Raw genomic sequence first — 23205 nt, forward strand, 5'->3', positions numbered from 1 at the left:
GTATCCCCCGTGTTCCCCGTATCCCCCGTGTTCCCCCGTGGGGTGTTTCCCCCGTGAGTAAGAGCCCGGCACCCTCCCCCTGATACACCCGGGCCCGTACTTTTTTTCCGCCCCCTCGGGCCCCTCAGGCGACCAGTTCGCCGAAGGCGTCCTGACGGTCACGGCCGAAGCTGAGGACCTCGTCCTCGCGCAGCCGGCGCAGCGAGCGCCAGATGCTGGACTTCACCGTGCCGACGCTGATGCCGAGGATGTCGGCGATCTCCGGGTCCGTGCGGCCCTCGTAGTAGCGCAGGACCAGCATGGTGCGCTGGAGTTCGGGCAGCCGGGCCAGCGCCTGCCACAGGACGGTGCGCAGTTCGGTGCCGCGCATGGCGTCCGTGTCGCCGGGCGTCTCCGGCAGTTCCTCGGTCGGGTACTCGTTGAGCTTGCGGCGCCGCCAGGCGCTGATGTGCAGGTTGGTCATGGTGCGGCGCAGATAACCGCCGACCGCCGCCTTGTCGCTGATCCGCTCCCACGCCCGGTACGTCGAGAACAGCGCGCTCTGCAGCAGGTCCTCGGCCTCGAAGCGGTCGCCGGTCAGGTGGTAGGCGGTCGCGTACAGGGAGGCGCGGCGCTCCTGGACGTAGGCGGTGAACTCCGCCTCCGACAGCGAGCGCCGCTCCCCCGGCTCCTCCCCGCACGCCGTCCCCCCCTGGGACTCCCCCGTGTTCGCGTCAACCACCGACATGTACGTCGTCGAGTGCTGACGCCCGGTGCCGCGAGCGCACCCCCGCCCTCCCCCACGCTCGGACATGCTCGCGCGGGAGGGACCCCCATCGGCACCGGACTTCTCACCACCCCGGTGCCCGTTCACGTCGTGCAGACGCGTGATCACTGCGCTGGTGCTGGTGCGAGTCAGCGTGTTCATCATGCGCCCCCCGTCGTGGAGTTACCGGTGTCCGTCTTGCGGTGTCGCGGTGTTGCCCTGTGCCGAGAATCCTGCCGAGGCCACTTCATGGCCGTGTCCGCCGACTGTCACAGACCTGTCACAGCACCCGGTCACGGCGGAACCACAGGCCCTTCACAAGGTCCGGCGGTACAAAGGCCCGCTTCCCCACCCGCCGGTCGAACCCCACCCCCTCCATGGGCCAGAATGAGACCGTGCCTTCCCTGTTGCTGATCGAGGACGACGACGCCATCCGCACGGCCCTGGAGCTCTCCCTGACGCGCCAGGGCCACCGGGTGGCCACCGCGGCCAGCGGTGAAGACGGTCTGAAGCTGCTGCGCGAGCAGCGGCCGGACCTGATCGTGCTGGACGTGATGCTGCCCGGCATCGACGGTTTCGAGGTGTGCCGGCGCATCCGGCGCACCGACCAGCTGCCGATCATCCTGCTGACCGCGCGCAACGACGACATCGACGTGGTCGTCGGCCTGGAGTCGGGCGCCGACGACTACGTCGTCAAACCGGTGCAGGGGCGGGTGCTGGACGCCCGCATCCGGGCGGTGCTGCGCCGCGGGGAGCGGGAGTCCACCGACTCGGCGACCTTCGGCAGCGTGGTCATCGACCGCTCCGCGATGACCGTCACCAAGAACGGGGAGGACCTCCAGCTCACGCCGACCGAGCTGCGGCTCCTGCTCGAACTGAGCCGCCGGCCCGGCCAGGCGCTCTCCCGGCAGCAGTTGCTGCGGCTGGTGTGGGAGCACGACTACCTCGGCGACTCCCGGCTCGTGGACGCCTGTGTGCAGCGGCTGCGCGCCAAGGTCGAGGACGTGCCGTCCTCCCCGACGCTGATCCGTACCGTGCGGGGCGTGGGCTACCGGCTGGATCCGCCTCAGTGACACAGGAACACCCAGGGGGTCACCGCGGCTGGTCCGCGGCACGCAAGGGAGTCTGGTCGCGGCTGCGCTTCACCAGCCTGCGGCTCAGGCTGGTCGTCGTCTTCGGACTGGTGGCGCTCACCGCCGCCGTGTCCGCGTCCGGGATCGCGTACTGGCTGAACCGGGAGGCCGTGCTCACCCGCGCCCAGGACGCCGTGCTGGGCGACTTCGAGCAGGAGATGCGCAACCGGGCCGGGTCGCTGCCCCAGCACCCCACCGGGGACGAGCTGCAGCACACCGCGGGTCAGATGGCCAACAGCAGCCAGCGCTTCGGCGTGCTGCTGGTCGCCGAGGACACCGACGGCGACACCGTGTACGGCAGCGCGGGCGGGCCGGACGGCTTCGCCCTGTCCGACGTGCCCGAGTCGCTGCGTACGGCGGTGAACAAGAAGCAGAAGGTCACCGACGCCAACAAGTCCCCGTACCACCTGTACTGGCAGCGGATCGTCGTCGACGACGCCCCGTACCTGGTGGCGGGCAGCCGGGTCGTCGGCGGCGGGCCGACCGGTTACATGCTCAAGTCGCTGGAGCCGGAGGCCAAGGACATCGACTCGCTGGCCTGGTCGCTGGGGATCGCGACCGCGCTGGCGCTGATCGGCTCCGCGCTGCTCGCGCAGGCCCTGGCGACGACCGTGCTGAAGCCCGTGCACCGGCTGGGCAGCGCCGCCCGCCGGCTCGGCGAGGGCAAGCTGGACACCCGGCTGCGGGTCTCCGGCACCGACGAACTGGCCGACCTGTCACGGACGTTCAACAAGGCGGCCGAGTCGCTGGAGAAGCGGGTCGAGGACATGGCCGCGCGGGAGGCGTCGTCCCGGCGGTTCGTCGCGGACATGAGCCATGAGCTGCGTACACCGCTGACCGCGATCACGGCGGTCACGGAGGTGCTGGAGGACGAGCTGGAGGCGGAGTCGGGGTCCATCGACCCGATGATCGAACCCGCCGTGCGGCTGGTGGTCAGCGAGACACGGCGGCTGAACGACCTGGTCGAGAACCTGATGGAGGTCACCCGCTTCGACGCGGGCACCGCCCGGCTGGTCCTGGACGACGTGGACGTCGCCGACCAGATCACCGCCTGCGTCGACGCCCGCGCCTGGCTGGACGCCGTCGACCTGGACGCCGAGCGCGGCATCCACGCCCGCCTCGACCCGCGCCGCCTCGACGTCATCCTGGCCAACCTGATCGGCAACGCGCTCAAGCACGGCGGGTCGCCGGTGCGGGTGTCGGTGACGGCGGTGGACGACGCGGTGGTCATCGCCGTGCGCGACCACGGGCCCGGCATCCCCGAGGACGTCCTGCCGCACGTCTTCGACCGCTTCTACAAGGCGAGCGCCTCCCGGCCGCGCTCCGAGGGCAGCGGGCTCGGCCTGTCCATCGCCCTGGCCAACGCCCACATCCACGGCGGTGAGATCACCGCGGGCAACTCCCCCGACGGCGGAGCGGTGTTCACCCTGCGGCTGCCGCAGGACGCGTCGTCGCTGACGGAAGCCGGCGCGGACGCCGAGGGCTCCGGGAGCAAGGGCAAGGGCAAGGACGCGAAGGGACAGGGCTGATGACCGTACGCCGCCTGCTGGCGCTCCCCGTGCTCGCCGCACTGCTCACCGGATGCGGTATCCGGGCCACGGAGGTGCCGACGGACTTCGGCCCCGCGCCCTCGCGGGTCCGCTGCTCGCTCGCCGAACCGGAGGCGCCGACCGGATCCGGGCGGGACGTGGCCGTGCGGGTCTCCCTGCTGTGCGGCTCGTCGCTGGTGACGGTGGACCGCACGGTACGGGTACCGGAGGGCTCGGCCGGGACCGAGCGCCGGGTGGCGGTGGCGAGGGGGCTGCTGAGCCAGCTCGCCGCGCCGCCCTCCGCCGCCGAGACGGAGGCCCGGTACACCACCGACGTGCCCGGCGGGATCACGGTCTCGGGGCCGCGGGACGGCGACCCGGACACCGCCCTGCGGCTGAGCACCGCGCCCGGCGGCCTCACCTCGTACGCCCTCGCCCAGACCGTCTGCACCTTCGCGGAGTCGGCCGTGGCCGAGGACGGCGGTTCCGTGATCCTCGGCGGACCGGACGAGCGGGCGCCGCGCCGGTACGTGTGCACGGACGAGGTCCGCACCCGGCCGGGCAGCAACGAACCGCCGTCCAGCGAGGTCACCCGGGACTGACCGTCGCGCCCGGTTCGCCCGGGTGTGGCGCATGACTCACCCGTGTGGGGGAGAGCCCGGAACCGCGCGCGCCGGGGGTCGCGTCTAGGGGGGCGTGCAGCGTCAAGGGTTCTTCGGCGGCAGCGCCGCGCTCCGCATCCGTGCGACGGGAGGCGTCCTCCTGGCCGCGCACCTCGTGGTCGTCGCCTGGCTCACGCTGCGTCCCCTGGACGTCCCCTGGGTGACGCCGCCCAACCTGCACCCCTTCGACGGCATCCGGGCCGAGGTGGCGCTGGGCTGGCCGCAGGCGGCCCGGTGCGTCGGCAGCGGGCTGGGCCTGCTGGCGCCGCTGGGCGTCCTGCTGCCGATGGTGAACGGCCGTACCGTCGTCTCGGCGCCGGCCTCCCTGCTGCGCAGCACCGCCGCGGGCGCCCTGCTGTCCCTGGGCATCGAGTTGCTGCAGACCGGGGTGCCCGGCCGGGTCGCCGACATCGACTCGCTGCTGCTGAACACCGCGGGCGTGGCCCTCGCGCACCTCGCGGTGGTCCCGGCGGGCCGGGCCTGGCTCCGCCGCAGGTCCGAGGCGGGGCACAACGGAGACCTCCTCCAGGAGGAGCCCTCTCAGGGTCGGACCCCGACGATTCCCAGGGTCGGGATCGCCCCGTAGAGCGACGCTTCGCCCCTGTTCGTCCCCGTAGCGTGGAGGGCAGATGAGGCGACCGACGGGGGCGCCTCGGACCGACGCTCACGAAGGAGCCGCCATGTCCCGCCTTGCCCGCCCCACCGACGGCCGCATGATCGGCGGAGTGTGTGCCGCGCTGGCACGGCGCTTCGGCACCTCCGCGACGACGGTGCGCGTCGTCTTCCTGGCCTCGTGCCTGCTGCCCGGCCCGCAGTTCCTGCTCTACCTGGCGCTGTGGATACTCCTCCCGTCGGAGGAGAAGGCGGCCCGCACGGCCTGGTGACGACGGCCGACGGCCGCACTCCGGATCTCCCTCCGGATCCCTCCCTCTGGATCTCCTCCCGGATCTCCCTCCGGATCTCCCTCTGGAAAGCCGACGGGGCGCACCCGGCAGTACCGGGTGCGCCCCGTCGGCGCGTCGTGACGGGCGCGGCTCAGCCGAGCGACAGGCCCTTGACCGGCAGGCCGCCGAGCATCCGGGCGACCGGCGCGACCGGCCCCTTGGTGAGCGTGTCGGCGACCGACTGCGCGGCGGCCGGCCGTGCGTCGGCGCCGGGAGTGGTCCCCTTCGCGTCGGCCCCCTTGGCGCCGGGCGCCTGGGCGCCGGGCGCGGCCTGGGCGAGGCGCTCGGCGGCGGGGAGCGTACGGACGACGCCGTCGACCGTCGGGCCGAGTTCCGGGACGACCGGGGCCGCGTTGGCCGCGCCCGCGCCGGCGGCGGCGAAAGCGGCACCGAGGGCGGCGACACCGAGGGTCTTGGCAGCAGACTGCTTCATGAAATGCGTCCTCGAAATGGGAGGTCGGGGATCTGAGCGGTCCTCGACCGTAAACACGCACCGTCGCCCGCCGCAAACATCGAAATGCGAACGGATTGTGAAAGCCGGTCCGCGCACACGGCCCCCATCCCCTTCCGCCCAGCCCTCACTCCTCGAAGAACCGCAGGTGGAAGCGGCCTACTGGAACAGCCATTCGGACTTCAGCTCCGCATATCCGGGCTTGATCACGTCATTGATCATGGCCAGTCGTTCATCGAAAGGAATGAACGCTGATTTCATCGCATTGACAGAGAACCATTGCATGTCGTCGAGCGTGTAACCGAACGCCTCGACAAGGTGCTCGAATTCCCGGCTCATACTGGTGTGGGACATCAGACGATTGTCCGTGTTGACCGTGGCGCGAAATCCCAGCCGCCGCAGCAGGCCGATCGGGTGCTCGGCGTACGAGGCCGCAGCCCCGGTCTGGAGGTTGGAGGAGGGGCACAGCTCCAGCGGGACGCGCTTGTCCCGGACGTAGGAGGCGAGCCGCCCCAGCTTCACCGTGCCGTCCCCGGCCACCTGGATGTCGTCGATGATCCGCACCCCGTGCCCGAGCCGGTCCGCGCCGCACCACTGCAGCGCCTGCCAGATGGACGGCAGCCCGAACGCCTCGCCGGCGTGGATGGTGAAGTGGTTGTTCTCGCGCTTGAGGTACTCGAAGGCGTCGAGGTGCCGGGTGGGCGGGTAACCGGCCTCGGCGCCGGCGATGTCGAAGCCGACGACACCGAGGTCCCGGTAGCGGTTGGCGAGTTCGGCGATCTCCAGGGAGCGGGCGGCGTGCCGCATGGCGGTGAGCAGGGCGCCGACGCGGATGCGGTGGCCGGCCTCGCGGGCCCGCCGCTCCCCTTCCCGGAAGCCCTCGTTGACCGCCTCGACGACCTCTTCGAGGGCGAGGCCGCCCTCCAGGTGCTGTTCCGGGGCGTACCGCACCTCGGCGTAGACGACGCCGTCCCCGGCGAGGTCCTCGGCGCACTCGGCGGCCACCCGGGCCAGGGCGTCGCGGGTCTGCATCACGCCGACGGTGTGCGAGAAGGTCTCCAGGTACCGCTCCAGGGACCCGGAGTCGGCGGCCCGGCGGAACCAGTGGCCCAGCTTGTCGGGGTCGGTCTCGGGCAGCCCGGAGTAGCCGGTCTCCCGGGCGAGTTCGGCGACGGTGCCGGGGCGCGGCCCGCCGTCGAGGTGGTCGTGCAGCAGAACCTTGGGCGCCCGGCGGATCTGCTCCGGCGTCGGGGACTTCGCGGTGGTCTGGCTCGTCATCTCCGCACTGTAGCTCCTACGCGCGTAGATCACCGGGCGGACGACGAAACTCCGTGGCAGGACCAGGTGGCCGGCGCACCGGCCGATACGTAACAGTGACCGCGCGTACGGATGGCGGACACCCGCTCTTCTGACACTGTTTTGTCATGGCACAACAAGCGACGCCGGTGCGCGAGGCCCGGCTGGGGCGGGCGCTGGGCCCGCAGACGGCGGCGGTGAGCGGAGTGGCCGTACTGCTCCCGGCGGGCGACGAGGTCTCCAGCCGCAGACCGTCCCCCCTGCTGGCGAACGCCTCCGTCCGCGCGCTGGGGCGCCGGCTGACGCGGGCCGGGCGCGACGAGGGACTGGCGGCCCACGTCGTGCACTACCGCTACCGGGGCTGGAACGGCAGCGAGGCGCATCTCGCCCGGGACGCCGCCTGGGCCGCCGACGAGGCGGTACGGCTCTACGGCGACGTCCCCGTCTGCCTGGTCGGCGTCGGCATGGGCGGCCGGGCGGCGCTGCGCGCGGGCGGCCACGAGGCCGTCAACTCCGTGCTGGCGATCGCCCCCTGGCTGCCGGACGAGGACATGGCGGCGCCGCCCGAACCGGTGAAACAGCTCACCGGCCGGCGGGTGCTGATCGTGCACGGCACGGACGACGGGCGGTGCGATCCGGAGCTGTCGTTCCGGCTGGCGGCGCGGGCGAAGAAGGCCAACCGGGACGTGTGCCGGTTCGAAGTGCACAGCGAGGGACACGGGTTGCGGCACTACCGCGACGAAGTGGCGGCGCTGGCGGAGGACTTCGCGCTGGGGGCGTTGTTCGGCCGGCCGTTCTCCCGGCCGGTGGCGGACGCGCTGGCGGCCCCGCCGCCGCTGGGGCTGCGGATGCCGCTGGCCGTGGGGTTCGGGAAGACGCTGCGGTAGCGCCTTCAGCCAGGGCCTTCAGGGCAGGGCCTTCAGGGCAGCAGCCGGCCCCGCTTCGACAGCAGGAACTTCTTGAACGCGGCCACCGGCGGCGTGTCCGCCCGCCCCGCCAGCCACGCCACGCCGATCTCCCGGGCCGCGCGGGGCGCGGTGACCGTCAGCTCGACCACCCCCGGGCGGGGCACGGCCGGCGGCGGCAGCAGGGCGACGCCCAGGCCCGCCGCGACCAGCCCCCGCAGGGTCTCCGCCTCCTCGCCCTCGAAGGCCACCTTGGGCCGGAAACCGGCCTCCTCGCAGACCGCGTCCGTGATGCGCCGCAGCCCGTAGCCGGGCTCCAGGGTCACGAAGGGCTCGTCGGCGGCCTCCGCGAGCCGCACCCGGCGGCGGCCGGCGAGCCGGTGGTCGGCGGGGACGACCAGGCGCAGCCGCTGCTCGTCCAGGCGGCGGGCGACGAGGTCGGGGGCGTCGGGCACCGGGGAGGTCAGGCACAGGTCCAGTTCCCCGGCGCGCAGCCGCTCCAGCATGGCCTCGCCGTAGTTCTGGACGAGGCTGAAGCGGACCTTGGGGTGGTCGGCGCGGAAGGCGTGGATCAGTCCGGGCACGGTCTCGGCGCCCATGGTGTGCAGGAACCCGAAGGCGACCTTGCCGGTGGTGCGGTCGGCGTCGGCGCGGACCTCGTCGGCGGCCCGCTCGATCTCGGCGAGGGCGCGTTCGACGGAGGCGAGGAAGGTGTGCCCGGCCGGGGTGAGGGAGAGAGTTCGGCCGTGGCGGGCGAACAGGTCGACGCCGAGGTCGTGTTCGAGGCGGACGACGGCCCGGGAGAGGGTCGACTGGGGGACGTTCATCTCCTGGGCGGCACGGGTGACGTGCTCGGTGCGGGCCACGCCGGCGAAGTGCGCGAGGCGCGGCGCGAGCAGCGCGACGATGTCTTCTGTGTCACTGTCCCGTGACAGTCGCCCCTGTGAGCTCCGCTGATGCGCCATGGGAACGATTATGGACGTTCCATGCATTGGACGGATGAGTAAGGGGCTTCGTACGGTCATCACATGACTCCCGCCGATACCGGGGCGTCCACCACCGTGGGCGCCGCTGCCTCCGTCCCCGATCTCCCCGACACGCGTGTGGCCCCGGGCGGCCCCGGCTACCGCCGGATGAGTTTCGCCCTGTTCCTCGCGGGCGTGGCCACCTTCGCGCTCCTCTACTCCACGCAGGCCCTGCTGCCGCTGATCTCCGGTGACCTGGGGGTGACGGCGGGCGACGCGAGCTGGACGGTGGCCGCCGCGACCGGCGGTCTGGCGCTGTTCGTCATCCCGATGAGCGCCCTGTCGGAACGGTTCGGACGGCGTACGGTCATGACGGCGTCGCTCGCGGTCGCGGTGACCGTCGCGCTGCTGGTCCCCTTCGCCCCCTCGCTGCCGGCGCTGGTCGCGCTGCGCGCGGTGCAGGGCGCGGCGCTGGCCGGACTGCCGGCCTCCGCGACGGCGTATCTCGCCGAGGAGGTCACACCGAAGGCGCTGGTCACGGCGATCGGCCTGTTCGTGGCGGGCAACAGCGTCGGCGGCATGAGCGGCCGGGTGATCACCGGCTGGGTCGCGCAGGAGTGGGGCTGGCGGGTGGCCGTCGGCGTGATCGGCGTCGTCGCCGTGGTCTGCGCGGTGGCGTTCCGGATGCTGCTGCCGAGGCCGAAGCACTTCCGCCCGGGTTCCCTGCGCCCCCGGGTCCTGGCCGGGACGCTCCGCGATCACCTCGCCAACCCCCTCCTGCGCCGCCTGTACGCGATCGGCGCGCTGTTCATGACGGTCTTCGGCGGCGTCTACACGGTGATCGGCTACCGCCTGACGGAGGCGCCGTTCTCCCTCCCCCAGGGCATCGTCGGCTCGGTCTTCCTGGTGTACCTGGTCGGCACGGTCTCGGCGTCCACGTCGGGCCGGCTGGTGGGCCGCCTGGGCCGGCGCGGCGCCCTGTACCTGGCGGGCGGCACGACGGCGGCCGGTCTGCTGCTGTCGCTGGCGGACTCCCTGCCCCTCGTCCTGCTGGGCCTGGTCCTGATCACGGCGGGCTTCTTCGCGGGCCACTCGGTGGCGTCCTCGGCGGTCAGCCGTACGGCGACGCACGGCCGGGCGCAGGCGTCGGCCCTGTACCAGTCGGCGTACTACATCGGCTCCAGCGCCGGCTCCACGGTGGGCGCGGTGGCCTTCCACTCCGGCGGCTGGGCCGGGACGGTCGGGGTCGGGCTGCTGGCGGTGCTGGGGGTCGGGACGGTCACCCTGCTCGGCACCCGGGCGGCCCGCGGACAGACCGCGAAGCTCCCCGCCGCGGCCTGATCAGGACCGCTGTGACCTGCTGATTCCCTGGCTGCACGGGCCAATGTCAGTCCACTCCTGTAGCTTCCGAAGTGCGAGGCGCGAAGACGCGCCCGGCAGGACGGCCACAGGGGTGGGTGGACGATGACCAACGGCACGGTGACGCCGGAGCTGGAATCCGCGCTGGAGAAACACCGGGTCGAGCTGACCGGGTACTGCTACCGGATGCTCGGCTCCTCCTTCGAGGCGGAGGACGCGGTCCAGGACACCCTGGTCCGCGCCTGGCGGAGCTACGACAAGTTCGAGGGCCGGTCCAGTCTGCGCTCCTGGCTCTACCGCATCGCGACCAACGTCTGCCTGGACATGCTGACCGCGGGCAACAAGCGGGCCCGCCCGGTCGACCTGACCGAGGCGACCCCGCTGGCCCAGGCGGCCCTGACGCCCCGCCCGGACAACACCTGGCTGGAGCCGATGCCGGACGCCCGGATGCTGCCCACGACCGACGACCCGGCGGAGGCCGCGGTGGCCAAGGAGTCGGTGCGGCTGGCCTTCATGGCCGCCTTGCAACAGCTCCCGCCCAAGCAGCGGGCGGTGCTCATCCTGCGCGAGGTGCTGGCCTGGCGGGCGAGCGAGGTGGCCGAGCTGCTCGGTACCACGGTGGCGTCGGTGAACAGCGCCCTCCAGCGGGCCCGCGCGACGCTGGCGGAGCGGGCGGATTTGGAGGCGGCGGGCGCGGTCTCGGACCCGCTGGACGAGGAGCAGCAGAAGCTCCTGGAGCGGTACGTGGCCGCCTTCGAGGGCTACGACATGACGGCGCTCACCGCGCTGCTGCACGAGGACGCGGTCATGACGATGCCGCCGTTCGACCTGTGGCTGGCCGGCCCGGCCGACATCACGGGCTTCATGACCACCATCGGCGCGTCCTGCGCCGGCTCCCGTCTGGTGCCGGTCCAGGCCAACGGCCTGCCGGCCTTCGCGCACTACAAGCCGGACCCGGAGGCAGGCGGCTTCTCGCCCTGGGCGGTGCAGGTGCTGGAGATCTCAGACGGCCGCATCACCGGGTTCCACTGCTTCCTGGACACCAAGCGGTGGTTCCCGCTGTTCGGTCTCCCCCTCCACCTCGAAGCGGAGGCCGACCAGGCCGATTAGGGCGCGCAGGGCCGGATCGGGGTCCCGCAGCCGGATCCGGCCCCCGCACCGCAGCGCGGTCAGCTGCATCCGGGCCAGCACGTCGACCGCGGCGAGCCCCGGCGGCCCCACCCCGGCGGCGTCACAGACGACCACCCCGGCCCCGGTGGCGTCCAGCAGCGCGCGCACCTCGGCACAGAGCCGGGGCAAGGCCTCCCTGGACAGGGGCCCCGGCAGCACGAGTACGGCGGGTGTCACGGCATCCACGTCCCGGTAGACCGGGAGGCGGCGCGGAACTCATCGGTGGCGGCAGGGCCGCATCGCCCCCGGTCACATCTCCGCGATGTGTTCGGCCTTCTTGCCCACGGAGTCGAGCGCGTCCAGCCACTTGTCCTTCCGCCGGGCCCGTTCCGCCCGGTCCGCCGGTACCAGGCGCGCGGCGGTCTTCACGGCGTAGGCGTCCGGGTCGCCGAGAGCGGTCCTCGGGTGTTCCCCCGTCTCCTCGCAGTGCGCCGTGACCTCCTTGACCCCCTGGAGCACGACGGCCCGGTCGACGCCCGGCTGCATGGCCAGCCGTACCTGGAACCGCGCCAGCCACCGCTCGCGGTCCTTCTCCTCCGCCGTCGCCTCGTCCTTCTTCGCCATGTGCTCTCCCGGGTGATCGGCAGCCGTCCGTCGGAGAGTCAGACGCCGGGGCGTCGGCACGGGTTCCGGAAGCGGGGAATCCGGACGTGCCGCGGAGGTGCCGCCAGGGTCACATTGACCTGCGCATGCTCTACAGCGGAAGGTTTGCTGTATGCCGCACGCATCCCCTCCCCGCAGGTCGCCCGATGCCGTTCGCGCCGCTCAGGGGGTGCCATGCAAGGGGTGCTGACCGGGTTCGCGGTGATCGCGGTCGTGATCGGGGTCGGGTATCTGCTGGGCCGGGGCGGCTACCTGGGCGATCAGGGCCGTGAGGTACTGACCAAGCTCGCCTTCCACGTGGCCTCCCCGGCACTGCTGTTCACGACCTGCGCGCAGGCCGACCTCTCGGTGGTCTTCTCCAGCCGGCTGCTGGTGACGGCGCTCAGCACGGTCGCGGTGGCCGGGGTCTTCATCGCGGTCGGCGCGGTACGCCGCTGGGGCACCGGCCGGATCACGATCGGCGCCCTGTGCTCGGGGTACGTCAACTCGGGCAACCTCGGCATCCCGATCGCCGTGTACGTCCTGGGCGACGCCTCCCTCGTCGCGCCGGTGCTGCTGTTCCAGCTGATCGTGGTCGCGCCGGTCGGCCTGACGATCCTGGACCTGGCCGGTACGGAGCGGTCCGGCTCACCGTGGTCCCGGCTGCTCACCCCCCTGCGCAACCCCATCGCGGTCGGGTCGCTGACCGGGGTGGCGGTGGCGGCGCTCGGACTCCACGTCCCCGCGCCCGTCATGGACCCCCTGACCCTGATCGGCAACATGTCCGTCCCGGCGGTCCTGATGGCGTTCGGCATATCCCTGCGCGGCAGCGCGATGCCCTTCCGGGGCCCGGACCGGGCCCCGGTGCTGCTGGCGGTGGCCCTGAAGGCGGCCGGCCAGCCGGCGGTCGCCTGGGCCCTGGCGGCGGGCGTCTTCGGACTGCGGGGCGCCCAGCTGCTGGACGTCGTGGTGACCTCCGCCCTGCCGACCGCGCAGAACATGTACACGTACGCCTCGGCCTACCGGGTGGGCGAGCGGCTGGCCCGCGACGTGGTGCTGGTGTCGACGGTGGTGGCGGTGCCGGTGCTGGTGGTGATCGCGACGGTGCTGGGGTGACGCCTGTCAGTCGACGGGGAAGTCACCGGTGTCGAGGGACAGCCCGAACGGCCCGGGGAGTTCGACCGGATCACCGAACTTGCCCGCGTGCAGCGTCCGGTACACGCCGCCCCGGGGCTCCCCGTACAGGGTGACGGTCGGTCCGCCCGGGGCCCAGCGGTCGACCAGCAGGTAGAGCGGGGCGCCTGCCGCCGCGTAGCCGGCCGGCTTGCTGGTCCGGTCGCGGTGCGCGGTGGCCTTCGACGTGACCTCCGCGACGAGCAGGGCCTCGGAGACCGGAACGAGGTCCGCGTTCGGTTCCCGTTCGGGCAGGACAGCGAGGTCCGGCACGTAGAGGCCCAGCCTGGCCGGGACCGTCAGCGGCAACCGTTGATGAAGGCTCCAGCGCGCCGGGATCACCTCGTGCAGACGCCGCTGCACGCTACCGGCGACGACGTGGTGGGCCACCCGGGACAGCGGTGTCACCATGACGATTCCGTCGATGATCTCCACCTTGCAGCCCTTGGGAGCTTCGGTCCGCTCCCAGATCCAGAGGATCTCGTCCCAGTCGTTGTCGGCCTGGATGTAGTCACCCTCGATTTCCCGCACAGGGCCATGCCAGCATGCCGAACGGGACCGGCGCCGGTCCACCGGTCCCGTTCACCCGACCGGGGAGTCCCCAGGTCAGGCGATGCGCTCCAGCACCACCGGCGAGCCGCTGAACTCCGTCCCCGGGGCCGCGATGTCGTAGGAGCCCGTCACCGCCTCCAGCGCGTACGCGAACCGCTCCGGCGTGTCCGTGTGCAGGGTCAGCAGGGGCTGGCCCGCGCGGACCTCGTCGCCCGGCTTGGCGTGCAGTTCCACGCCCGCCGCCGCCTGCACCGGGTCCTCCTTGCGGGCGCGTCCGGCGCCCAGGCGCCAGGCGGCGACGCCGATGTCGTAGGCGTCCAGGCGGGTCAGGACACCGGAGGCACCGGCCGTCACCACGTGCTGTTCCTTCGAGGTGGGCAGGGCCGCGTCCGGGTCGCCGCCCTGGGCGCTGATCATGCGGCGCCAGACGTCCATCGCGGAGCCGTCGGCCAGCGCCTTCGCCGGGTCGGCGTCGCGGATGCCCGCCGCGTCGAGCATCTCGCGGGCCAGGGCGAGGGTCAGTTCGACGACGTCCGCCGGGCCGCCGCCCGCCAGGACCTCCACCGACTCGCGGACCTCCAGGGCGTTGCCCGCGGTGAGGCCGAGCGGGGTGGACATGTCGGTGAGCAGGGCGACCGTCTTCACGCCGTGGTCGGTGCCGAGGCCCACCATCGTCCGGGCCAGCTCGCGGGCGTCCTCGACCGTCTTCATGAAGGCGCCGCTGCCCGCCTTCACGTCGAGGACGAGCGAGCCGGTGCCCTCGGCGATCTTCTTCGACATGATCGAGGAGGCGATCAGCGGGATCGCCTCCACCGTGCCGGTCACGTCACGCAGGGCGTACAGCTTCTTGTCCGCCGGGGCCAGACCGTCGCCGGCCGCGCAGATCACCGCGCCCGTGGAGTCCAGTACGTCCAGCATCTCGGCGTTGGAGAGCAGCGCCCGCCAGCCCGGGATCGACTCCAGCTTGTCCAGCGTGCCGCCGGTGTGGCCGAGGCCCCGGCCGCTGAGCTGCGGGACGGCGGCGCCGCAGGCCGCGACCAGCGGGGCCAGTGGAAGGGTGATCTTGTCCCCGACGCCGCCCGTGGAGTGCTTGTCGGCGGTGGGGCGGGACAGGGAGGAGAAGTCCATGCGCTCGCCCGACGCGATCATCGCCGCCGTCCAGCGGGCGATCTCGCCGCGGTTCATGCCGTTGAGGAGGATGGCCATGGCGAGCGCCGACATCTGCTCGTCGGCGACCTCCCCGCGGGTGTACGCGTCGATGACCCAGTCGATCTGCTCGTCGCTGAGTTCCCCGCGGTCGCGCTTGGTGCGGATGACGGAGATGACGTCCATGGCCATGACGGGACTTCCTTACTTACTTGGTGAGGTGGTCGGGGCCGAAGGCCTGCGGGAGCATCTCCGAGAGCGGGAGGATGCCCGCCGGGGTCTCCAGGAGCAGGCCGGGGCCGCCGAACTCGTACAGCAGCTGGCGGCAGCGTCCGCACGGGACGAGGACCTCGCCGTGGCCGTCGACGCAGGTGAAGTGGGTCAGCCGGCCGCCGCCCGAGTTCTGCAGCGCGGAGACCAGACCGCACTCGGCGCACAGGCCGATGCCGTAGCTGGCGTTCTCCACGTTGCAGCCGGTGACGGTGCGGCCGTCGTCGACCAGGGCCGCCACGCCGACGGGATACCCGGAGTAGGGGGCGTACGCCCGGGACATGGCGTCCCGGGCTGCCTGGCGCAGCGACTCCCAGTCGACGTCGGTCACTTGCCCTGCCCCTTCCGGTACGGCATGCCGTCCGCCTTCGGCATCCGCAGGCGCTGCGCGGACAGGGCGAGGACGACGAGGGTGATGACGTACGGCGTGGCGGAGACGACCTGGTTGGGGACCTCGTCGGTGCCCGCGTACCAGGCGAAGACCAGCGCGCCGACGACCACGGTGATCGCGGCCTTGACGTACTTCTTGCGGACCGCCAGCCAGATGGCGCCGACCAGGAGCAGCAGGGCTCCCAGCAGCAGCAGCGCGTGCACGTTGGCCGAGCCGCCGCGCAGGTTGAGGCTGTCGGTGTAGCCGAACAGGCCGGCCCCGATGGCGAGGCCGCCCGGCATCCAGTTGCCGAAGATCATCGCGGCGAGGCCGATGTAGCCGCGGCCGCTGGTCTGGCCCTCCAGGTAGAAGGGGTTGGCGACGATGGAGAGGAAGACGCCGCCGAGACCGGCCAGACCGCCGGAGATGATCACGGCGAGGTACTTGTACTTGTAGACGTTGACGCCGAGGGACTCGGCGGCCACCGGGTTCTCGCCGCAGGAGCGCAGGCGCAGACCGAACGGCGTGCGCCACAGGATCCACCAGGTGGCGGGGATCAGCGCGACCGCGACGAGCGTCAGCCAGGAGACGTCCGTGACCAGGCCGCCGAGCAGGCCCGCGATGTCCGAGACGAAGAACCAGCCCTGGTCGTTGAGCGACTTCAGTCCGTCGGAGAGGCCGGGGATGGTGAAGTGGCCCAGCGAGTCGACCGGCGGGGACTGCTTGGCGGAGCCGCCCTGGTGGCCCTCGAAGGCGAGGGGGGCCAGGTAGCGGGTGGCGCCGAGGGCGAGGATGTTGAGGGCGACGCCGGAGACGATGTGGTTGACGTTGAAGGTGATCGTCACGATGGCGTGCAGCAGACCGCCGAGCGCGCCGCCGATGATGCCGACGAGGACGCCGGTCCACGGGCCCCACTGGAAGCCGGCCCAGGCGCCGAACCAGGTGCCCAGGATCATCATGCCTTCGAGGCCGATGTTGACGACGCCCGCGCGCTCCGCCCACAGACCGCCGAGTCCCGCGAGGCCGATCGGCACGGCGAGCTGGAGGGCGGTGGACATCTGGCTGACGTTGGTGATGCCGTCCGCGCCGGTGATGATGCGGACGAGGGAGGTCAGCGCCAGGGCTCCGGCGATGACGAGCAGCAGCACCGGCAGGGACATGCGGCGGCCGGTGGGGGCGGCCGGCTTCATCGTCGGCTGGTTGAGGTCGTTCGCCATGAGGGGAGCGGTCATCGGGCCGCCACCTCCTTGTCCGTGTTGTCGGTGGCGCCCAGGACGTGCCCCGCGGCCAGTTCCGCGCCGACCCGGCGCTGCTGGCGGCGCAGGCCCCACTCGCGTACGGCCTCGTAGGAGACGACCACGGAGAGGACGATCAGGCCCTGCATGATGACCGCGATCTCCTTGTCGTACCCGTGGAAGTCCAGCTCGGGGCTGGCCTTGTCGAGCCAGGCCCACAGCAGGGCGGCGAAGGCGATGCCGACGGGGCTGTTGCGGCCGAGCAGGGCGATGCCGATGCCGAGGAAGCCGATGCCGGTGGGGAAGTTGAGGCTGTAGGTGTGGGTGTCGCCGAGGAGGATGGGCAGGCCCGCGAGGCCGGCCAGTCCGCCCGAGATGAGCATGGCGGTCAGGACCATGCGCTTGGGGTCCACGCCGCTGGCCGACGCGGCCGTCTCCGAGGCGCCCGAGGCGCGCAGGTCGAAGCCGAAGCGGGTGCGGTTGAGGACGACCCAGTAGCCGATGCCGAGGAGGACGGCGAGGACGACCAGGCCGTAGACCTCGCCGGCCGCGCCCAGGTCGATGCCGGGGACCCAGCCGGAGTCGTGCATCTCGCCGGTGGTGTTGTTGTTGCCGACCTTGACGCCGAAGACGTCGGGGAGCCACAGGTAGCCGATGACGGCGGTGGCGATGGAGTTCAGCATGATCGTCGCGACGACCTCGCTGACGCCCCGGGTGACCTTCAGGACGCCGGCGATGCCGGACCAGAAGGCGCCGGTGAGGACGGCGGTGAGGAGGAGGAGCGGGATCTGGAGGACGCCGGGGAGGGCGACGTGGGCGCCCACGACGGCGGCCATCATGGCGGCGAGCTGGTACTGGCCGTCGACGCCGATGTTGAACAGGTTCATCCGGAAGCCGATGGCGACCGCGAGGGCGGCGATGTAGTACATCGACGCCTGGTTGATGATCAGGACCTGGATGTCGGAGAACCCGGCCTGCTCGAACATCAGGGCGAAGGGTTCCACCGGGTTCTTGCCGGAGGCGATCAGCACGATCGCGCTCAGCACGAAGGCCACGGCGAGCGCGATGACCGGTCCGGCCACCGCGAGGAGCACGCGCTCCTTGTCGAACTTCTTCATCAGCGGGCCTCGTCCTTCCCGGAGGCTTCGGAAGTCCCGGGCTCGTCGCGTTCCTCGTGCTCCAGGTGGCCGGTGGCCGCGCCGGTCATCGCCGAGCCGAGTTCCTCGGGCGTGATGGTCGCCGGGTCGGCGTCGGCGACGAGCTTGCCGTCGTAGATGACCCGGAGGGTGTCGGACAGGCCGATCAGCTCGTCCAGGTCGGCGGAGATCAGCAGCACGGCCAGGCCCTCGCGGCGGGCCTCGCGGATGTGGTCCCAGATCGCGGCCTGGGCGCCGACGTCCACGCCCCGGGTGGGGTGGGCGGCGATCAGGAAGCGCGGCGCGTGGCTCATCTCGCGGCCGACGATCAGCTTCTGCTGGTTGCCGCCGGAGAGGGAGGCGGCGGTGACGTCGATGCCGGGGGTGCGGACGTCGTACGTCTCGACGATCCGGCGGGTGTCGTCCTGGGCGGCCTTGATGTCCAGCCAGACGCCCTTGGCGTTGGGCTTCTCGGTGACGTGGCCGAGGATGCGGTTCTCCCAGAGGGGCGCCTCCAGGAGCAGACCGTGGCGGTGCCGGTCCTCGGGGATGTAGCCGACGCCCTGCTCGCGGCGCTTGCGCGTGGTCCAGGCGGTGATCTCGTCGTCGGCGAGGCGTATCGACCCGGAGTCGGGGGCGCGCAGGCCGATCAGCGCGTCGACCAGCTCCGTCTGGCCGTTGCCCTCGACGCCGGCGATGCCGAGCACCTCACCGGCGTGGATGGTGAAGGTGACGTCGTCGAGGAGGGCCTTGCCGCCGGGGGCGGCGAGGCGCAGCTTGTCGACGGTGAGCACGGGGCGGTCGGTGACCGTGGACTCGGCCGTCTCCGGCGTGGGCAGTTCGCTGCCGACCATCATCTCGGCGAGCTGGCGCGGGGTCGTCTCGGACGGGACGGCCGTGCCGACCGTGGTGCCGCGCCGGATGACGGTGATCTCGTCGGCGACGGAGAGCACCTCGCCCAGCTTGTGGGAGATGAAGATGACCGACAGTCCCTCGGACTTCAGCTCACGCAGGTTGTCGAAGAGCGCGTCGACCTCCTGCGGCACGAGCACGGCGGTCGGCTCGTCGAGGATGAGGGTGCGGGCGCCCCGGTAGAGGACCTTGAGGATCTCCACGCGCTGGCGGGCGGCGACGCCCAGTTCCTCGACCAGCAGGTCGGGGCGGACGTCGAGGCCGTAGCGCTCGGAGATCTCCTGGATCTTGCGGCGGGCCTTGGAGCCGATGCCGTAGAGCTTCTCGCTGCCGAGGACCACGTTCTCCAGGACCGTGAGGTTGTCGGCGAGCATGAAGTGCTGGTGGACCATGCCGATGCCGCGCACGATCGCGTCGGCCGGGGACGAGAAGGAGACCTGCTCGCCGTCGACCGTGATCGTCCCCTCGTCCGGCTTCTGCATGCCGTAGAGGATCTTCATCAGCGTCGACTTGCCGGCGCCGTTCTCGCCGACGAGGGCGTGGACGGTGCCCTTGCGGACGGTGAGGTGGATGTCGTGGTTGGCCACGACTCCGGGGAAACGCTTGGTGATCCCGGCGAGCTGGACGGCGGTCGCCTGACCGCTGCCCGCCGCTGCCGAGGCCGGAGGGCTGCTGGACGCGTTGATGGCGCACTCTCCTGGGGACGGGGGCCGTCTACGCGTGTAGCGCCCCTACGGCATCGAAAGCGGTGGCACACCTGCTTCGGCGGGGTACGGGGCGGACGCCCGAGGACGCCTCCCCGTACCCCGCCGAGCGGCTGCGCGACCGCGGTGGTGGCACGGTGCGGGTGCTGCCGGTGTCAGCTGCTCTTGACCTTGATGTCGCCGTCGATGATCTTCTCCTTGGCCGTCTCGATGGCTTCCTGGAGCTCGGTGTCGTCCGCGAACTTCGGGTTGGAGTCCGACAGGCTCACTTCACCGGTCTTCAGATCGCCCCGCACGATACCGGTCTCCGGCTTTCCGTCCTCGACCGACTTCGCCAGGTTGTAGACCGCCTTGGCGACGTCCTTCATCGCCGAGGTGAGGATCGAGTCCTTGTACTTGGCGAGGGCTTCCTGCTGGTACTGGTCGGAGTCGACGCCGATCGCCCACACCTTGTTGGCGGCGGCGGCCTCGATCACGCCCTGCCCGGACAGACCGGCCGCGGCGTACACCACGTCGGCCTTGTTCTCGATCTGGCCCTCGGCGGCGGTCTTGCCCTTGTCGGGGCTGGAGAAGCCGCCCTCCTCCGCGGTCTGCGTCAGGTACTGGGAGAGGACCTTGGCCTTGGGGTTGGTGTCCTTGACACCCTGCTCGAAGCCGGCCTGGAACTTGTGGATCAGCGGGTTGTCCACACCGCCGATGAACCCGACCACGTTGCTCTTCGTGGACTTGGCGGCGGCGACGCCGGCCAGGTAGGAGCCCTGCTCCTCGGAGAAGACGAGGTCGGCGACGTTCTCGGCCTCGATGGTGGAGTCGTCGACGATGCCGAAGGTGACGTCCGGGAACTTCTCGGCCGCGCCCTTGACGGCGGCGGCGTACGCGTAGCCGACGCCCACGATCGGGTTGTAGCCCTGCTTGGCGAGGGACTCCAGGCGCTGCTGCTTGTCGGCGTCGGTCTCACCGTCGGTCGGCTCGATGTCCGCCGTCTCGTACTTGAACTCCTTCTTCGCCTGTTCCAGGCCCGCGTAGGCCGCGTCGTTGAAGGACTGGTCGCCCTTGCCGCCCACGTCGTACGCGATCGCGAGACCCTTGTCGCCCTTCGACTCCGAGGAGGAGGACGAGGTCGAGGTACCACCGCAGGCGGCGAGCGCGAGGGCCAGGGAGGCGGTCGCTGCGCCTGCGACCGTGATCCGGGAAATCCGGCGCATGTGTGGTGCTCCTGTCGTACAAGCGCCGGACGGGGTTCGGCTGCGGCGCTGGGTTCGCCGCAGATTAACGCGCGTAGACCAGCCTGAAAACCCCTTCTGTCCACCTTGTTATCGGCCCGTGCCCAACTCTCGCCGGGCGCAAACGCGAGGTGGCGTTCCGTGACGCCCGGCCGCCTCGCGGCGACGGCCGGGCGGGGCGTCCTACGGCTCGGTCCGCACCTTGATCGAGCCGCTGACGATGCCTTGCTTCGCCTTGGCGACGGCGTCCTTCAACCCGGCGACCTCGGCGTACTCCGGGTTGCTCTCGGACAGGCCCACACCGTCGGACTTCAGGTCGAAGGTCTTGGTACCGGTGAGCGGCTTGCCGTCCTCCACCGACCGGGCCAGCGCGAACACGGCCCCGTCGATGTCCTTGAGCGCGGAGGTCAGGATGAAGTCCTTGTACTGGGCGAGGGCCTCCTGCTCGTACTGGTCGGAGTCGACCCCGATCGCCCACACCTTGTTGGCGGCGGCGGCCTCGATGACCCCCTGCCCGGACAGACCGGCCGCCTGGTAGACGACGTCCGCCTTCTTCTCGATCTGCCCCTCGGCGGCGGCCTTGCCCTTGTCGGGGCTGGAGAAGCCGCCCTCCTCCGCGGTCTGCGTCAGGTACTGCGAGACCACCTTCACCTCGGGGTCGGTGTCGGCGACGCCCTGCTCGTACCCGGCCTGGAACTTGTGGATCAGCGGTACGTCGACCCCGCCCACGAACCCGACCGTCTTGGTCTTCGTCGCCTTGGCGGCGGCGACACCGGCGAGGTAGGACGCCTCGTTCTCGGCGAACACGAGGGAGGCGACGTTGTCGCCCTCGACCACGGAGTCGACGATGCCGAAGGTGGTGTCCGGGTAGTCGGCGGCGACCTTCTCCATCGCCGGGCCGTAGGCGAAGCCGACGCCGACGACCGGGTTGTAGCCCTGCTTGGCCAGCGAGGCGAGCCGCTGCTCCTTGTCGGCGTCGGTCTCGCCGTCGGTGGGCTCGATGTCGGCGGTCTTGTAGCCGTACTCCTTCTTCGCCTGCTCCAGGCCCGCGTAGGCGGCGTCGTTGAAGGACTGGTCGCCCTTGCCGCCGATGTCGTAGGCGATGGCCATGCCCATGTCTTCCTTGGAGCCGCCGCCGTCACCGCCGTCCTCGGTGCTGGTGCCTCCACAGGCGGTGGCGGCGAGCGCGAGCGACGCGACTCCGACCACGGCGCTGGTCAGTCTCGGTATCCGACGCAGACTCGTTGTCCGACGCATCTGAAGTTCCCCATCCCTCAAGTCCCCGCGGCGAGCGCCCGGTTCGGCGCACATTAACGCGCGTAGAAACTCCTGGGAACGGGGTTCCTCGGGGCCGTTATCCATTCGTGCCGGAGGGGGTTACGGGGTTGTGAACCAGCGGTTCGAAGGGGGCGGAAAGGGGTGGGTGCCGGCCCTACCATCGAGGTACGGCAAGCCGGAGCGATACAGACCCACTGGGGTGACCGTGAGCAACTGGGCAGACCTGACGACCGGTAAGCGCATCAAGCACCTACGAGGTTCCGACCTGACCCAGCAGGGGCTGGCGGAGGCGTCGGGGCTGTCGTTGGCCCTGGTGCAGAAGGCCGAGCAGGACCGGGGGGAGTTGTCCGTCGGGTCCCTGCTGAAGCTTGCGCACGCGCTGAAAACCGACGTGTCGGTGATCCTTGGGCAGCAGGCGCCGCGGCGAGGGATGAACAGGGGTACTCGGGCTGCCGTGCGCCGGCTTTCCGACGCCGTCCACGACAGCGCCCTCGGCGTCTGGGAAGGCATCGAAGAGCCAAGCGGTCTGCGTGAACTGTCGATCGCTCATGACCGCGTCTGCTCCAGTTACTGGCGAGGCGACTACGAGGAGTTCGGCGAACTCGTCGCCAAAGTCCTGCTCGAAGGACGCGTCCGGTACGGGCAGGCCAGTGGGTACGAACGCGAGCGGCTGGGCTCCGTCCTCGCGAGCACGTACCAGTTCGCCTCCTCGGCCGCGATCTTGCTGGGCCAGCGGGACCTCGCCCTGAGCGCACTCACATCGGCACGCCATCTCGCGGAGGACTCCGGGGACGACGTGCTCACCGCGCTCCTGGAGTCCACGCTGTCGTGGATCTACCTGCGAAGCGCCAGACTCCCCAGGGCAATTGCCGTCGCCGAGCAGGCTGCCCTGCGGATCGAGCCCACGTTCAGCCGGGCTTCCCGGCCTCAGTTGCTCGCCTACGGACGCCTGATGATCTCCGCCGCCGTGGCCGCCTCGCGCGAGGGAAACGCCACCTCCGCTGACGACTACCTGTCGCAGGCGCATGCGGCGGCAGCCCGCCTCGGCAGCGACGAGGACCTGTACGGCACACACTTCGGCCCCACCGCCGCGAACACGGAAGCCGTGGGGATCGCCGTGGCGCTCGGGAACCACGGAAGGGCCTTGCGGCTGGCCGCGCACACCGAACTGCCGCAGTCCATGCCCAAGCTCGCCCGCAACCGCTACAAACTGGACGTCGCCCTCGCCCAGTGCGCGGCCGGCCTCTACGACCAGGCGGGAGACACTCTGATCGAGGTGGGACTCGACGCCCCGGAGTGGGTCAGGCACCAGGCCCTGCCCGGCGTGATCGGCAAGCGGCTCGCCAAGGTGTCGACGGCTCGCGTGCGCAGGATCGGCGAGGTGATCGGCGTGCCACTGATCGCGTGAGTCGTACGGAGCGTACGAGTCGGGGCCGGGCAACCTCTCCTCGTCGTACGTCTCATC

Annotated in this window: 24 protein-coding genes; 10 read left to right on the plus strand and 14 right to left on the minus strand. The window is 71.5% G+C overall.

The features are described from left to right. Positions 1–124: 124 nt before the first annotated feature. Positions 125–907 (minus strand): SigE family RNA polymerase sigma factor, encoded by a 783-nt coding sequence (locus J7I94_RS20005; protein ID WP_215168590.1) that lies wholly within the window; start codon positions 905–907, stop codon positions 125–127. 233 nt (positions 908–1140) lie between these two features. Between J7I94_RS20005 and afsQ1 the strand changes: the two genes are divergently transcribed. From afsQ1 to J7I94_RS20030, 5 genes are all read left to right on the plus strand, one after another. Further along, on the plus strand, positions 1141–1818 hold the full coding sequence (gene afsQ1 / locus J7I94_RS20010; RefSeq protein WP_215168516.1) for a two-component system response regulator AfsQ1: 678 nt from the start codon (positions 1141–1143) through the stop codon (positions 1816–1818). After that, positions 1815–3407 (plus strand): HAMP domain-containing sensor histidine kinase, encoded by a 1593-nt coding sequence (locus J7I94_RS20015; protein ID WP_215168517.1) that lies wholly within the window; start codon positions 1815–1817, stop codon positions 3405–3407. Before afsQ1 ends, J7I94_RS20015 begins: the two co-directional genes overlap by 4 nt. Continuing rightward, on the plus strand, positions 3407–4009 hold the full coding sequence (locus tag J7I94_RS20020) for a hypothetical protein (protein ID WP_215168518.1): 603 nt from the start codon (positions 3407–3409) through the stop codon (positions 4007–4009). The genes J7I94_RS20015 and J7I94_RS20020 overlap by 1 nt, the downstream gene beginning before the upstream one ends. A gap of 94 nt (positions 4010–4103) precedes the next feature. Continuing rightward, on the plus strand, positions 4104–4655 hold the full coding sequence (locus J7I94_RS20025) for a VanZ family protein (RefSeq protein ID WP_215168519.1): 552 nt from the start codon (positions 4104–4106) through the stop codon (positions 4653–4655). Between the two features lie 94 nt (positions 4656–4749). Then, positions 4750–4953, plus strand: coding sequence for a PspC domain-containing protein (locus tag J7I94_RS20030; RefSeq protein ID WP_215168520.1), 204 nt, complete (start codon positions 4750–4752; stop codon positions 4951–4953). Positions 4954–5104: 151 nt separating this feature from the next. Here the strand turns inward: J7I94_RS20030 and J7I94_RS20035 are convergent, their stop codons facing one another. Both J7I94_RS20035 and J7I94_RS20040 read right to left on the minus strand, forming a co-directional pair. Next, the gene (locus J7I94_RS20035; RefSeq protein ID WP_215168521.1) at positions 5105–5446 is read right to left on the minus strand and encodes an ATP-binding protein; all 342 of its coding nucleotides are present in this window, start codon (positions 5444–5446) and stop codon (positions 5105–5107) included. 177 nt (positions 5447–5623) lie between these two features. Beyond that, the gene (locus J7I94_RS20040) at positions 5624–6742 is read right to left on the minus strand and encodes an adenosine deaminase (RefSeq protein ID WP_215168522.1); all 1119 of its coding nucleotides are present in this window, start codon (positions 6740–6742) and stop codon (positions 5624–5626) included. Positions 6743–6888: 146 nt separating this feature from the next. Between J7I94_RS20040 and J7I94_RS20045 the strand changes: the two genes are divergently transcribed. Continuing rightward, positions 6889–7647: a S9 family peptidase gene (locus J7I94_RS20045; protein ID WP_215168523.1), complete on the plus strand. Its 759-nt coding sequence runs from the start codon at positions 6889–6891 to the stop codon at positions 7645–7647. A 32-nt stretch (positions 7648–7679) separates the two neighbouring features. Here the strand turns inward: J7I94_RS20045 and J7I94_RS20050 are convergent, their stop codons facing one another. Beyond that, the gene (locus J7I94_RS20050; protein WP_215168524.1) at positions 7680–8630 is read right to left on the minus strand and encodes a LysR family transcriptional regulator; all 951 of its coding nucleotides are present in this window, start codon (positions 8628–8630) and stop codon (positions 7680–7682) included. Between the two features lie 63 nt (positions 8631–8693). On the opposite strand from J7I94_RS20050, the gene J7I94_RS20055 reads away from it, so the two are divergent. Further along, on the plus strand, positions 8694–9971 hold the full coding sequence (locus tag J7I94_RS20055) for an MFS transporter (RefSeq protein WP_215168525.1): 1278 nt from the start codon (positions 8694–8696) through the stop codon (positions 9969–9971). Between the two features lie 123 nt (positions 9972–10094). Beyond that, entirely contained in the window at positions 10095–11099 is a 1005-nt protein-coding gene (locus tag J7I94_RS20060) for a sigma-70 family RNA polymerase sigma factor (RefSeq protein ID WP_215168526.1), read from the plus strand. Here J7I94_RS20060 and J7I94_RS20065 read toward each other — a convergent pair. Next, a complete protein-coding gene (locus J7I94_RS20065; protein ID WP_215168527.1) occupies positions 10992–11345 on the minus strand; it encodes an STAS domain-containing protein in 354 nt (117 codons plus the stop codon). The two genes, J7I94_RS20060 and J7I94_RS20065, sit on opposite strands and share 108 nt — an antisense overlap. 63 nt (positions 11346–11408) lie before the next feature. Beyond that, positions 11409–11723, minus strand: coding sequence for a hypothetical protein (locus tag J7I94_RS20070; protein WP_215168528.1), 315 nt, complete (start codon positions 11721–11723; stop codon positions 11409–11411). A gap of 213 nt (positions 11724–11936) precedes the next feature. On the opposite strand from J7I94_RS20070, the gene J7I94_RS20075 reads away from it, so the two are divergent. Further along, a complete protein-coding gene (locus J7I94_RS20075) occupies positions 11937–12857 on the plus strand; it encodes an AEC family transporter (RefSeq protein WP_215168529.1) in 921 nt (306 codons plus the stop codon). Between the two features lie 6 nt (positions 12858–12863). Here J7I94_RS20075 and J7I94_RS20080 read toward each other — a convergent pair whose 3' ends face one another. The 8 genes from J7I94_RS20080 to J7I94_RS20115 form a co-directional block, all read right to left on the minus strand. Continuing rightward, positions 12864–13445: a Uma2 family endonuclease gene (locus tag J7I94_RS20080; RefSeq protein WP_215168530.1), complete on the minus strand. Its 582-nt coding sequence runs from the start codon at positions 13443–13445 to the stop codon at positions 12864–12866. Positions 13446–13520: 75 nt separating this feature from the next. Continuing rightward, on the minus strand, positions 13521–14804 hold the full coding sequence (locus J7I94_RS20085; RefSeq protein ID WP_215168531.1) for a thymidine phosphorylase: 1284 nt from the start codon (positions 14802–14804) through the stop codon (positions 13521–13523). 16 nt (positions 14805–14820) lie between these two features. Continuing rightward, positions 14821–15213 (minus strand): cytidine deaminase, encoded by a 393-nt coding sequence (locus J7I94_RS20090; RefSeq protein ID WP_215168532.1) that lies wholly within the window; start codon positions 15211–15213, stop codon positions 14821–14823. Beyond that, entirely contained in the window at positions 15210–16484 is a 1275-nt protein-coding gene (locus tag J7I94_RS20095; protein ID WP_215168533.1) for an ABC transporter permease, read from the minus strand. The genes J7I94_RS20090 and J7I94_RS20095 overlap by 4 nt, the downstream gene beginning before the upstream one ends. Beyond that, complete coding sequence (locus tag J7I94_RS20100; RefSeq protein ID WP_215168534.1) at positions 16481–17605, minus strand: ABC transporter permease; 1125 nt, start codon at positions 17603–17605, stop codon at positions 16481–16483. Before J7I94_RS20100 ends, J7I94_RS20095 begins: the two co-directional genes overlap by 4 nt. Next, positions 17605–19221, minus strand: a complete 1617-nt coding sequence (locus tag J7I94_RS20105) for an ABC transporter ATP-binding protein (RefSeq protein WP_215168592.1) — start codon at positions 19219–19221, stop codon at positions 17605–17607. Before J7I94_RS20105 ends, J7I94_RS20100 begins: the two co-directional genes overlap by 1 nt. Positions 19222–19394: 173 nt before the next feature. Further along, the gene (locus J7I94_RS20110; RefSeq protein WP_215168535.1) at positions 19395–20444 is read right to left on the minus strand and encodes a BMP family protein; all 1050 of its coding nucleotides are present in this window, start codon (positions 20442–20444) and stop codon (positions 19395–19397) included. A gap of 201 nt (positions 20445–20645) precedes the next feature. Next, positions 20646–21701, minus strand: a complete 1056-nt coding sequence (locus J7I94_RS20115) for a BMP family protein (RefSeq protein WP_374198406.1) — start codon at positions 21699–21701, stop codon at positions 20646–20648. Between the two features lie 244 nt (positions 21702–21945). Between J7I94_RS20115 and J7I94_RS20120 the strand changes: the two genes are divergently transcribed. After that, positions 21946–23148 carry a helix-turn-helix domain-containing protein gene (locus J7I94_RS20120; protein ID WP_215168594.1) on the plus strand — a complete coding sequence of 401 codons (1203 nt, stop codon included), beginning with the start codon at positions 21946–21948 and terminating at the stop codon, positions 23146–23148. The last annotated feature ends 57 nt before the right edge of the window (positions 23149–23205 follow it).

The sequence above is a fragment of the Streptomyces sp. ISL-12 genome, from assembly GCF_018614415.1.
Classification (GTDB): domain Bacteria; phylum Actinomycetota; class Actinomycetes; order Streptomycetales; family Streptomycetaceae; genus Streptomyces.

Bases quoted from the DNA above. Each gene is read 5' to 3' on its own strand.
- J7I94_RS20020 (WP_215168518.1), top strand. From the start codon at position 3,407: ATGACCGTACGCCGCCTGCTGGCGCTCCCCGTGCTCGCCGCACTGCTC.
- J7I94_RS20110 (WP_215168535.1), bottom strand. From the start codon at position 20,444: ATGCGCCGGATTTCCCGGATCACGGTCGCAGGCGCAGCGACCGCCTCC.
- J7I94_RS20040 (WP_215168522.1), bottom strand. From the start codon at position 6,742: ATGACGAGCCAGACCACCGCGAAGTCCCCGACGCCGGAGCAGATCCGC.
- J7I94_RS20050 (WP_215168524.1), bottom strand. From the start codon at position 8,630: ATGGCGCATCAGCGGAGCTCACAGGGGCGACTGTCACGGGACAGTGAC.
- J7I94_RS20005 (WP_215168590.1), bottom strand. From the start codon at position 907: ATGAACACGCTGACTCGCACCAGCACCAGCGCAGTGATCACGCGTCTG.
- J7I94_RS20095 (WP_215168533.1), bottom strand. From the start codon at position 16,484: ATGACCGCTCCCCTCATGGCGAACGACCTCAACCAGCCGACGATGAAG.
- J7I94_RS20075 (WP_215168529.1), top strand. From the start codon at position 11,937: ATGCAAGGGGTGCTGACCGGGTTCGCGGTGATCGCGGTCGTGATCGGG.
- J7I94_RS20055 (WP_215168525.1), top strand. From the start codon at position 8,694: ATGACTCCCGCCGATACCGGGGCGTCCACCACCGTGGGCGCCGCTGCC.
- J7I94_RS20085 (WP_215168531.1), bottom strand. From the start codon at position 14,804: ATGGCCATGGACGTCATCTCCGTCATCCGCACCAAGCGCGACCGCGGG.
- J7I94_RS20045 (WP_215168523.1), top strand. From the start codon at position 6,889: ATGGCACAACAAGCGACGCCGGTGCGCGAGGCCCGGCTGGGGCGGGCG.
- J7I94_RS20035 (WP_215168521.1), bottom strand. From the start codon at position 5,446: ATGAAGCAGTCTGCTGCCAAGACCCTCGGTGTCGCCGCCCTCGGTGCC.
- J7I94_RS20030 (WP_215168520.1), top strand. From the start codon at position 4,750: ATGTCCCGCCTTGCCCGCCCCACCGACGGCCGCATGATCGGCGGAGTG.
- J7I94_RS20070 (WP_215168528.1), bottom strand. From the start codon at position 11,723: ATGGCGAAGAAGGACGAGGCGACGGCGGAGGAGAAGGACCGCGAGCGG.
- J7I94_RS20100 (WP_215168534.1), bottom strand. From the start codon at position 17,605: ATGAAGAAGTTCGACAAGGAGCGCGTGCTCCTCGCGGTGGCCGGACCG.
- J7I94_RS20060 (WP_215168526.1), top strand. From the start codon at position 10,095: ATGACCAACGGCACGGTGACGCCGGAGCTGGAATCCGCGCTGGAGAAA.